This window comes from Dolichospermum sp. LEGE 00246 (genome assembly GCF_015207865.1).
Lineage (GTDB): Bacteria > Cyanobacteriota > Cyanobacteriia > Cyanobacteriales > Nostocaceae > Dolichospermum > Dolichospermum heterosporum.
In genome coordinates this window covers 1-11,471 of record NZ_JADEWA010000139.1, presented here as the reverse complement: position 1 = coordinate 11,471, position 11,471 = coordinate 1, and the positions used below count along the sequence as shown (strand labels likewise).

The window sequence follows — 11,471 nt, the reverse complement described above, 5'->3', positions numbered from 1 at the left end:
ACTTAATTTAACTTAACTAGGACTACAATTTGTGATGAGTGAAAGTTATTTTTTGTTGTGTTTTCCTCTTTTTACTAATTTTGATCAAAATGGTAACAAAGCACTCTAGAACTCTCCAATACCTTGATAAACAAGGGTTTGAATGGGGGTTACTTCAGGTTTAAAGTTTATTAACTTCCAATTTCAGATTTTTTGTACTAAAGTGAATGTAACCAGGTTATCTATATTTTTACAAGATGACAAAGTAATGGTTCAACCTGATAACATAAGGAATGCGGTTGAGGAAAACCTCTCAACGTTTCACTCTATTGATCTAAATAGCATAAATCAATATTGCCAAAACAATCCTGTTGGCAAAATGTTACCTGATGCCTTTTACATTCATATTTTAGCCTTACATACTCTTGACCCTTGGCTTCAGGAATATGAAAGCCGCGCCCGTACTTGTAGTGAGCGAAGTCGAACTAGTGTCTTACCTAAAGTCCAGTCGGCAACTCTGGTCAAGTTTAGTACAAACAAACCCAAGATTTCCTATTTATTCTATCCTGATTTTGATACTGATCCTCATCCGGCTTTACAAGCTAGTATTCAGGTTGACTTAGAAACTCTAGAAGTTGGTTATCGGGATTACAGCGATTCGGAAAATCCCCCCATTCTACACCGCAAAGAAACTTTTGTGACTCCAGAATATCCCCTCTATGAAGAGTTTGCAGCTTTAACTCGCGCTCAAGTTGCTTTAGGTTTACTTAATCATCCTAAAGGAATTGGCACTAAGTTGGGTTGGGAACAACGGTTACAAGTTTTTGGGGTGGAAGTGCAAGGACATTGCTTAATTAAACGGGAAAGCAGTTCCATAAGTACAAATATAGTTCCCAAAATAGAGCGTCACAAAGCCGCAATTATTCGCCCTGATTTATCTCGTCCTGTGCGGTTAGCTTTGGAATTGAGCTTATTTAGTCCAGAAACCACCTTTTTTGATTATGGTTGTGGACATGGTGGCGATGTTACCCGTATTGCTGAACAGGGTTATACAAGTTGTGGCTGGGACCCCTATTACTCTACGCATACGCCTAGAGTAGCTGCGGACATTGTGAATATTGGTTTTGTGATTAATGTCATTGAACACCAAAGCGAGCGCCGGGAAGCCCTAATCCAAGCTTGGGAACTGACTCAAAAAGTCCTGCTGGTAGCCGCCCAAGTGTTGATATCTGATATTAAGCGGGGTGTAATTGCTTATGGCGATGGCATCATCACTAATCGCAACACATTTCAGAAATATTATGAACAAGAAGAATTAAAAATTTACATTGACCAAGTATTAGGCGTTGACGCAATTCCTGTGGCTTTGGGGGTTTATTTTGTGTTTCGAGATGAAGCTGAAGCTGAGTTATTCCGTGCTTCTCGCTTCCGTTCCCGCGCGACTACTCCCAGAATCCGTCTTTGTGTAAAAAGGTTTGAGGAACATCAGGAATTATTGACACCGCTGATGACTTTTCTGACGGAACGGGGAAGAATGCCTATTAAGGGAGAATTACCTCAAGAATCAGCAATTGTTCAGGAATTTGGGAGTTTACGCCGGGCGTTTAATATCATTATACAGGCAACTGACTCGGAAGAATGGCAAGCGATCGCTGACAAACGCCGTCAAGATTTAATGGTTTATTTAGCACTGTGTAATTTTAGCCGTCGTCCCCGATTAGGACAATTAGCACCAGCAGTACAAGAGGACATCCTGGGTTTATATAGTAGTTATAAACAAGCCTGTTTAGATGCTGACCAAATGTTACACAGTCTGGGAAATACAGAACTAATTATTAAACGTTGTCAGGAAAGCAAAGTCGGGAAAAAATTACCTAATTCCCTTTGGGTTCACATTTCTGCATTACAAGCAGTTGACCCCTTATTACGTCTTTATGAAGGTTGTGCTAGTCGCACTATTGGACGGTTAGAAGCAGCTAATGTGATTAAATTTCATCTAAAAACGCCTAAGATATCTTATTTATTTTATCCTGATTTTGATATTAACCCTCATCCCATTTTATCAAAAGTCATGACAATTGATTTGCGAGATTTGCACGTTACTTATCAAGACTATGATCAAGAAGATGACCCACCAATCTTACACCAAATAGAAGCTTTAGTTACTCCCGATTATCCCCAATATGAGAAATTAGTTAAACTAACTTGTCAAGAAGAAGATAGGGGTCTTTTAGATAATTGGCACAGTATTAGTCATGTTTCTGGTTGGGAAAAATGTCTAAAGGAAAATTGTACTGTTATCAATGGTTATAGGTTAGCTTGGGCTAAAGATGCAGATGCTTATAAGTTGAAAGCACTTAAAGCAGCTTTGAGAACTCGACAAAGAAGGAAGAATTTTGCTCACGCAGAGACGCAGAGGCGCAGAGAGGAGGAATAGATGGTTATTTATGTTTGTTTTGCTAGTTTGACCCAATCTGTAATTCCTTTTTTTGTGGGGATTCCTGAGTTATTGAATGTCCAAATATCTCGTTTATGTTGTTGTCCATAACTAATATGGATTGGTTGGTTATAACTGTAAAAGTAGAGGGAATCAAAGGGTATTTTTGTTTGTAATATCCATTCTACTAATTCTGTACTCGGTAAATCTGTAATTAGAAAATCACAAGCAGCACCTAATCTTTCACAGTAGTATTTACCGTTTTTGTTGATTTCATGGCTAATATGTTGGTCAAGATGCGGAGCTACACGCCCATTTTTTTGCCCTGTAATTGGATCTTTTTTCTCTAGATACTTTTTTAAGTCTGGAGAACAAAAACCGTAGGTAAGTCGAAATTTTTCTCTACCAAAATAATCTATCACTGGGTCAATGATAAATTTATTTAAATCCTGTAATGCGGGAATTACTTCTGGTAGATTTTGTGGATAGGGGTTGATATTTTGGGCGTATTTATGATAGGTTTGTGTGCAGGTACAAAATTCTTCTAAGGTTAGATATTTTCCTAGTTTTAAATTATGATTATTCATAAATACTGGATGGCTATGAGACTGGTGATTTCATTGTAAGTAATTGGACAAAAATATTTACAGTCATTGCGAGCGAAGGGAAGCAATCACAACCCTTGCGATTGCTTCATTTCACTTCGTTCCATGTGGCTAACGCAATGACATTGTGTAATTAATTCTGTCTCACTACTTAGCATTTGCTAAACTTCCGTTTTATTAATTGCTGAGGTTTTTAGCCTATTTTCTTATAATTGGACTTACCAAGTTCTAAAAAACTATGAATGTTCAAGAACTTTTAGATAGATATGCCACAGGAGAAAGAAGCTTTAACTGTATTGCTTTACCAGGAGCAAATCTACAAGGAGTCAATTTGGGTGGTGTAGACTTCGGTGGAGCAGATTTGAGAGGAGCAAATCTAACAGAAGCTTCTTTAAGTGGTGCTAATTTGAGTAAGGCAAATCTCAAAGGAGCAACATTAGCAAGAGCGCATTTATCCGAAATTATTCTCTGTGGTGCTGATTTGACTCAAGCTACATTAAAAACTGCTCATCTAAATGAATCAGACCTTAGCGGTGCATTATTGAGTGGCGCTAATTTATGTGATGCTAACTTACACATGGCATCAATTTCCGCCGCAAATTTGCAGGGTGCAAACCTCAGTGGCGCAAAAATGGGAGGTGTGAGAATGTGGAAAGCAGACTTACAAGGTGCAGATTTGAGTGGTGCAGATTTAAGCGAGGCTAATTTATGCGAAGCGAATTTAACAGGCGCTAATTTAGATGATACAGATATGAGTGAAACTTTCTTAACTGGGGCAATTATGCCTGATGGTAGCATTCATAGTTGATTTTTACATCTTAGGTTGGGTTGACGCAAGGAAACCCAAGCAAATCATTAATCCTGTTGGGTTAAGAGTCGCTCAACCCAACCTACATTTCCCTAACCGAACAGTATTGCTTTTGCACTTTATTTAATTCATATTCCTAAGAGGATGTTTGAAAAGTCTCAGAATTAATCGAGATCCCCCCAACCCCCCTTTGTAAGCTCCTCATTATAGTATTTTTGTACTAACAATGTAATTGACAACTCGGAGGTTGTCAAGGGTGATAACTGGATTACTGACATAAAAATTTGCAATTAACTTAAGTACAAAGAAAATAAAAATAAATATATGATTGGTATGATTTATAATATACTAGACTTTGTTATACACTGAAAAAGTTAATGTATACCAGTGAATTAGCTAAATATTCCGCCAGGGCAGATATTGGCCAAACAAGCCGTATTCTCGTAGTCGAAGACGAAGAACTAATTCGGGAAATGTTAGTTGTAGCCTTGGAAGGGGAAGGTTATGATGTAATTGTTGCTAGTGACGGCAGAACAGCGATAGAATATCTGAAAAATTGTGAAGATAATTCTGAAAAACTGCCTTTAGATTTGGTACTGTTAGATTTGATGTTGCCGCAAATTAATGGTCTAGATATTTGCCGTTTTTTGCGTCACCAGGGCAACTCAGTGCCAATCTTGATGTTGAGTGCTAAAGGTAGTGAAACTGACCGAGTGCTGGGCTTGGAGGTAGGTGCTGATGACTATTTGACAAAACCGTTTAGTATGCGAGAATTGGTGGCGCGGTGTCGGGCGTTACTTCGTCGTCAACGTTTAAGTACATTGCCACAAGTTCCGGTTCTCAAGCACAAAGATATAACTTTAAATGCTCAAGAGTGTCGGGTAACGGTACGTGGAGAAGAGGCAAATCTGTCTCCGAAGGAGTTCCGGCTGTTAGAATTATTTATGAGTTATACTCGACGAGTATGGTCACGGGAGCAGTTGTTGGATCAGATATGGGGTCCAGATTTTGTGGGGGATAGCAAAACTGTGGATGTTCATATTCGCTGGTTACGGGAAAAGCTGGAGGAAGATCCTAGTCATCCAGAACATATTGTGACTGTGAGGGGTTTTGGTTACAGATTTGGGTGATTTGTGAAGATAGTTGTTAGTTTTGAATAGTACACCAACTAACGACTTCCATGTTCTTGCTGGGATTTTTTCTGGGTTTAGTTGTCGGCCTTGGTTTTTGGGTTTGGCAACAGGTTCACCTAAACTGGTATTTAGAGCGATTGTTGCAACCGTTAAATTCTCGTTCCCATGAAACCAATAACATTAAGTTGCTGCTAAGACCTCGCTTACGGCATGATATGTCTATGGTGAATAAACAACGACAGGATTTGCAGCAATCATTGTCTATGTATCAGGAATTGCTAGATTTTGCACCTGTGGGATATTTGCAGGTAGATGAGGAAAGTCAACTGCTATGGTGCAATCAGCAAGCGCGAGAAATTTTATATCTTCAAAGGTGGCAGCCAGGACAGGTGCGTTTATTGTTAGAATTAGTGCGGTCTTATGAATTAGATCAGTTAATTGAACAAACTCGTGATTGGCAAAAGCCACAGGTGCAGGAATGGGTTTTTCATCCTGCTTGTGAAGATGCTAGGGAGATGACAGCGGTAAAATCTATGTTTTTGCGGGCTTCTAGTTTACCTCTACCAACGGGACAAGTGGGGGTATTTTTGGAAAATTGCCAATCTGTGCTAGATATGAAGCAAGAACGCGATCGCTCTTTTTCTGATTTAGCCCATGAACTGAGAACACCCCTCACGGCAATTCGTCTGGTAGTGGAAACTCTGCAAACCCGTCTAGAAACACCTTTAGACCGTTGGGTTAATAGGTTAATGCAAGAAGTTGACCGACTGATTAATTTGGTGCAAAGTTGGTTGGAACTGACGCAAATGGAAAATAATCCTACCATGCAGTTAAATTTAGAATCGGTGGAAATGCGATCGCTCATTATCTCAGCATGGGAAACTCTAGAACCCATCGCCCAACGTCAGTCTTTGAGTATTAACTATACTGGACTAGAAAACATCTACATTCAAGCAGATAAATCCCAACTTTATCGAGTATTTGTCAACTTACTAGATAATAGCATTAAATATAGTCCTGCTCAAGCCACTATTGACATTGAAACTAACATAATTTCTACTGATAACGGTCAAATGTTAGAAATCAACATTATTGACTCTGGTATTGGCTTTGCTATTGCCGATTTACCCCACGTATTTGAACGCTTTTATCGGGGAGACAAAGCTCGATATCGTTCACCCGTTGAAGTCAATTCGACAACGGGAATTGCCGGTAGTGGATTAGGTTTAGCCATTGTCCAGCAAATAATTATTGCCCATAATGGTGTAATCAAAGCCATGAACCATCCCGAAACAGGTGGAGCATGGCTTCAACTTCAATTCTCTCAGATCATGACAAATGCACCTAGCCAAGGCTATAGTTAATGAAATATATACACTTTTTATATAACCAGCGTGAAAACTGTATTTGATCCACAAAATCATGAAATACCGCAGATAGAACGCTCTATTAGGCGTTTAGAACGGGATTTATTACGCATGGGTGCTTTAGTAGAACAATCATTTCGTCTTAGTCATCAAGCCTTATTTGCCGGTGACTTAATAGCAGCGGAACAAATACCCAAACTAGATAAAAAAATTGATCGCTTTTATCGGCAAATAGAATCTGACTGCACAACTATTATCATTCGTCAAGCACCTACAGAAAAAGATTTACGATGTTTGAGTGCTTTTATGCAGTTAGTTCGTGACCTAGAACGGATTGGGGATTATGCCAAAGATTTAGCAAAAATTGCCATTAAACTCTTCCCTTATCCTCAACATAGTTCCTTGCCAGAAATTGCCATTATGTCTCAGCACGCCCAAGCAATGTTAGCAACTTGTTTGGTCGCCCTAGCGGATTTGGATGAAACCAGCGGACAAAGAATGAAGCAGCTAGATGATGCTGTAGATAATGCTTATGAGCATCTTTATCAAACCTTTGCCCAACAAGAAAATTTTCCCGGAGTCATTGAACCAATTTTACTGTTAACCTTAGCAATTCGTTGCTTAGAACGCATGGCAGATCACGCAACTAATATTGCCCAACGAGTTACATATATTGTCACAGGTCAGCGATCGTAAATTTGATATTGATCTTTATCAATACGTACCATAAACAGAGTATAAACTCAAATTTACCAGATCATAAATAAATCATAACTTTGTATAAAAATTTTGATATTTAGTTGTTTTAATTGTCATTAATAATGTAGAATCACTATAGAACATTTATGTATAAGTTCCCTTGGGACTTTACCATAAACTGGATTCATTTAGGTGTGTGAGAGACTAAAATTTATGAAGAAAGCTTTTTGGAACATACTCAAAGTTAGCCCTGTTATAGCTTTGAGCTTGCTAACTGGTAATAGTGCCTTTGCTGGTGAAGTTAACGAACAAGTAACAAGTGTTGCTCAGTTATCCCAAGAGTCCAACAGTTTGGGTCAAGTAACATCCGTTTCTCAGTTTTCCGACGTACAACCTACTGATTGGGCGTTTCAAGCTTTACAATCTTTAGTTGAACGTTATGGTTGCGTTGCTGGTTATCCTAACGGTACTTTCCGTGGTAATCGCGCCTTGAGTCGTTATGAATTTGCGGCTGGTTTAAATTCCTGCTTAGACCGCGTTAATGAACTCATTGCTACTGCTACTGCTGACATGGTAAGCAAGCAAGATTTAGCTACTTTACAGCGCTTGCAAGAAGAATATTCTACAGAATTAGCAACCCTTCGCGGTCAAGTAGATGCGTTAGAAGCTCGGACTGGCGAATTAGAAGCTAATCAATTCTCCACCACCACCAAACTATCTGGTGAAGCAATTTTTAGCGTATCCCAAGCTTTTGGGGATAAAGTGGCACTTCCATCTTCTGCTCCTGGTACAACAACTGGTACACCAACAGCATCAACACGAGACGTAGATTCCAAAGCTACTTTCTCTGACCGGGTGCGGTTGACCTTGAACAGCAGTTTCACAGGAACAGACCAATTACAGACTCGATTAAATGCGGGTAATATTTTAGCTAACAACCCAAATGCTGCCGCTACCGCCACTACACCTGCAACATTTGGTACCGGTACTAACATGACCCGTTTGGGTTATGACGGAAATACTAGCAACGCTGTTTCTATAGACAAACTCAACTACGCTTTCAACTTGAGCGACAAAATTCGTGTCAAGATTGATGCTACTGGTGCTGAGTTGAACGAGAACGTCAATGTTTTCAACCCCGACTTTAGAAGCAGTGGTTCAGGTTCTCTATCTCGCTACGGACGTTTTAGCCCTATTTATCGTCAGGCGAATGACGGTGCAGGTATCACTGTTAATGTCACTCCTAATGATAAAATCGCCTTAAGTGGGGCTTATTTTGCTACAGGTAGAGATAATGCAGCTAACCCTGCACCTGGAACTGGACTGTTCGATGGTAATAACACCATGTTTGGTCAGTTGGCTTTCAAACCTAACAAAGCCATCAACATTGGTCTAACTTACGCCCATTCTTATCAATCTGGTACTCCTAACCTATTCTTAGGAACAGGTAGTGCGAGAGCTAATAATCTTGGTCTTGGTGCTACTAAGATTGAATCAAGCAACTACGGTGTGCAAGCTACCCTCCAACCTGCTAAGAACATCACAGTCGGCGGTTGGGGTGGTTATACCGCTGCCAGCACTTTAGCAGGTGCTAGTACCAGTGGAGAAATCTGGTACTGGGCTGGTACTTTGGGTATCAAGGACTTCGGCAAAGAAGGTAATACCTTGGGTTTCATCTTCGGTCAATCACCTAAATTGACTGGTGGTAAAGCTGGTGCCACAAATATTACCAGAGATGCAAACACTTCTTATCATCTAGAAGGTCTGTACAAGATTAAGCTTTCCGACAACATTCTTGTAACTCCTGGTGTGTTGGTAATCTTGAATCCTGAGCATAACGATAAGAACAGCGCTGAATATGTTGGTACTTTACGGACTACCTTCACTTTCTAGAATTAAGTTAGGTTAGCCCTCCCTAACTCTCCTCTTGTGAAGGGGAGGGAACCAGATTTTTCTTGTTTCCCCCCTTCTAAAGGGGAAAGGGAGGTAAAAATGTGGTGAAAATTACGGGATACCACCTTTCAAACAACCTATTGATATTAAAACTGTGTCTGTCACTGAAAAAGCAGCCGGGTATTATAAAGTAGATGCCGAAAACCCTTGAAGATGCGTTCTCCTAAGTCGAACGCATCTGGGCTTCAGACAAGGGATGAAAGCTAGTTGCTTTGCTTTATCCTGCATTGACGTTAATTTGAAAATTTGAGCGTATTCATCTCATCACCTCCCTATCGGGTAGGTGAGGGGCTTCTACTGTTTAAGCTAAAACTCTCTATAGAATCTCCGCGTTTTTAGACCGGAGACTGTCAAAGATATTCTAATTTATGGTAAATCGGTTATAAAATAATAACTATATTCTCAAGACTACCGCATCTCGTTCCTAGTCTCTGACTAGGAATGCAGTTGATGAGGCTCTGCCTCTAATATCATTGAAGGCAGAGCCTTCTAGGATTCATTCCCAGTCAGAGACTGGGAACGAGATAATGAGATGACTTGAGTTCTTTGCGGGATAGAGGTTTTACGTTAAGTTGACACCGATGAAGCTCTTGCTTTACTCCTACACACCTGGGTTTTTAACTAAATATCTGGGCGCTATGAGGCTCTGCCTCTAATATCATTGAAGGCAGAGCCTTCTAGGATTCATTCCCAGTCAGAGACTGGGAACGAGATAACGAGATGACTTGAGTTCTTTGCGGGATAGAGGTTTTACGTTAAGTTGACACCAATTAAGCTCTTGCTTTACTCCTACACACCTGGGTTTTTAACTAAATATCTGGGCGCTATGAACTATGAAGATTAATCTTGCCAATTACTAATACCCAAAACCAGTTAGGATCAAGGAAATCGGAATTGATATTTTCAAGCATCCACTGGAGAGAAGTGTTTATGGATCTGGTTGTACTCCAGAACTGGCTAGATAATGCCTCATTTGCTGTCTTATTCTGTACGATGTTGGTGTATTGGGTGGGGGCAGCCTTTCCGAGTTTATCGGTGACAGCGGCTTTGGGGACGGCTGGAATGGCGATCGCTAATTTGTGTATGGCGACTCTATTAGCAGCAAGATGGATCGAAGCGGGTTATTTTCCCCTGAGTAATCTCTACGAATCTTTATTTTTCCTGACTTGGGGAATTACCGCTGTCCATTTAATTGCCGAAAATAGCAGTCGTAGCCGTTTAGTGGGGGTTGTAACTGCACCTGTAGCCATGGGAATTGCTGCTTTTGCGACTCTGACTTTACCATCAAATATGCAGGTATCAGAGCCTTTAGTTCCAGCTTTAAAATCTAATTGGCTGATGATGCACGTTAGTGTAATGATGTTGAGTTATTCAGCTTTGATGGTGGGTGCATTGTTAGCGATCGCTTTTTTAATTGTTACTCGCGGTCAAAATATCCAATTACAAGGTAGTTCCGTTGGTAATGGCGGTTATCGAAGTAATGGTTATAAATTACTAAAAGCTGGTGAGTTAGTTACATCTACACTCGCTGCGGAAACTAATGGTTTTTCCCTTGTAGAAAGTAACAACAACGGAAATGGGACTGCGGTTTTAGATTTAATCACAAGTACCCCCATTCAAACTGCTGAAATCCTTTCACCTCAACGTCTTAATCTAGCTGAAACCCTCGATAATATCAGCTATCGCATTATTGGTTTAGGCTTTCCTCTCCTCACAATTGGGATTATTGCTGGTGGGGTTTGGGCTAATGAAGCCTGGGGTTCTTACTGGAGTTGGGACCCGAAGGAAACTTGGGCGTTAATTACCTGGTTAGTTTTCGCGGCTTATCTGCATTCTAGAATAACTCGCGGTTGGCAAGGTCGAAAACCGGCAATTTTGGCCGCTGCTGGGTTTGTTGTAGTTTGGATTTGTTATCTGGGTGTGAATCTTTTAGGTAAGGGTTTACATTCTTACGGTTGGTTTTTGTAAGTTCATCTTTAACTATTACGCCGTAACTCCCCCACTGAATTTGGTACTCCAAATCAGTGGCGGGATATAAGGCGGGAAAAACCGAAATCCTTCTCAATCAATCCGAGGCATAAAACAACCACAATCAAAAAACTATTTAAAAGCTAAAAATAGGTATGCCCGTAAACATTTAAGGGTAAGTAGGGATACACAAATAACGTAGTTAAACCTTGGTCAAACAACGTCAGTTGCTTATAATTCGATCTCTGATTGACCTTACTCGTAAGTTTGCTTTTAGGTTCTAGAGTCTGGGGCTTATCCATGCCCGTTTCCGCTTCAGTTTCCACTATTAGGGAATCGGTGAAACTTCTGAGTTCGTTCCAGCAAGATTACTTTTAGTTAGAGTCGAAGGCGGGTAGTCGGGTAAGGTTCAAGCGTCACCGCTCTCCCCTCCCCTAAGAACCGTGCATAAGACTTTCGCACTTACACGGCTCAAGCCTTACTTCAAGCGAGTTGACTTGGTTTTAGAATGTTCCTGTTTGT

8 protein-coding genes are annotated in these 11,471 nt (G+C 40.4%); 7 read left to right on the top strand and 1 reads right to left on the bottom strand.

Features of this window, described 5'->3' with window-relative positions; genetic code table 11:
- Positions 1–247: 247 nt before the first annotated feature.
- Positions 248–2,416, top strand: coding sequence for a DNA phosphorothioation-associated putative methyltransferase (locus tag IQ228_RS11545; RefSeq protein WP_051424420.1), 2,169 nt, complete (start codon positions 248–250; stop codon positions 2,414–2,416).
- 8 nt (positions 2,417–2,424) lie between these two features.
- Here the strand turns inward: IQ228_RS11545 and IQ228_RS11540 are convergent, their stop codons facing one another.
- A complete protein-coding gene (locus IQ228_RS11540; protein WP_027403569.1) occupies positions 2,425–3,003 on the bottom strand; it encodes a hypothetical protein in 579 nt (192 codons plus the stop codon).
- A 256-nt stretch (positions 3,004–3,259) separates the two neighbouring features.
- Between IQ228_RS11540 and IQ228_RS11535 the strand changes: the two genes are divergently transcribed.
- From IQ228_RS11535 to ccsB, 6 genes are all read left to right on the top strand, one after another.
- A complete protein-coding gene (locus IQ228_RS11535) occupies positions 3,260–3,829 on the top strand; it encodes a pentapeptide repeat-containing protein (RefSeq protein ID WP_027403570.1) in 570 nt (189 codons plus the stop codon).
- A 377-nt stretch (positions 3,830–4,206) separates the two neighbouring features.
- Positions 4,207–4,959 (top strand): winged helix-turn-helix domain-containing protein, encoded by a 753-nt coding sequence (locus tag IQ228_RS11530; protein WP_027403571.1) that lies wholly within the window; start codon positions 4,207–4,209, stop codon positions 4,957–4,959.
- A gap of 50 nt (positions 4,960–5,009) precedes the next feature.
- Positions 5,010–6,326, top strand: a complete 1,317-nt coding sequence (locus IQ228_RS11525; RefSeq protein WP_027403572.1) for a cell wall metabolism sensor histidine kinase WalK — start codon at positions 5,010–5,012, stop codon at positions 6,324–6,326.
- Positions 6,327–6,356: 30 nt separating this feature from the next.
- Entirely contained in the window at positions 6,357–7,025 is a 669-nt protein-coding gene (gene phoU / locus IQ228_RS11520) for a phosphate signaling complex protein PhoU (protein WP_027403573.1), read from the top strand.
- 216 nt (positions 7,026–7,241) lie between these two features.
- Positions 7,242–8,921, top strand: coding sequence for an iron uptake porin (locus tag IQ228_RS11515; protein WP_193962903.1), 1,680 nt, complete (start codon positions 7,242–7,244; stop codon positions 8,919–8,921).
- A 990-nt stretch (positions 8,922–9,911) separates the two neighbouring features.
- Positions 9,912–10,949 carry a c-type cytochrome biogenesis protein CcsB gene (gene ccsB, locus IQ228_RS11510; RefSeq protein ID WP_027403575.1) on the top strand — a complete coding sequence of 346 codons (1,038 nt, stop codon included), beginning with the start codon at positions 9,912–9,914 and terminating at the stop codon, positions 10,947–10,949.
- Positions 10,950–11,471 lie beyond the last annotated feature (522 nt).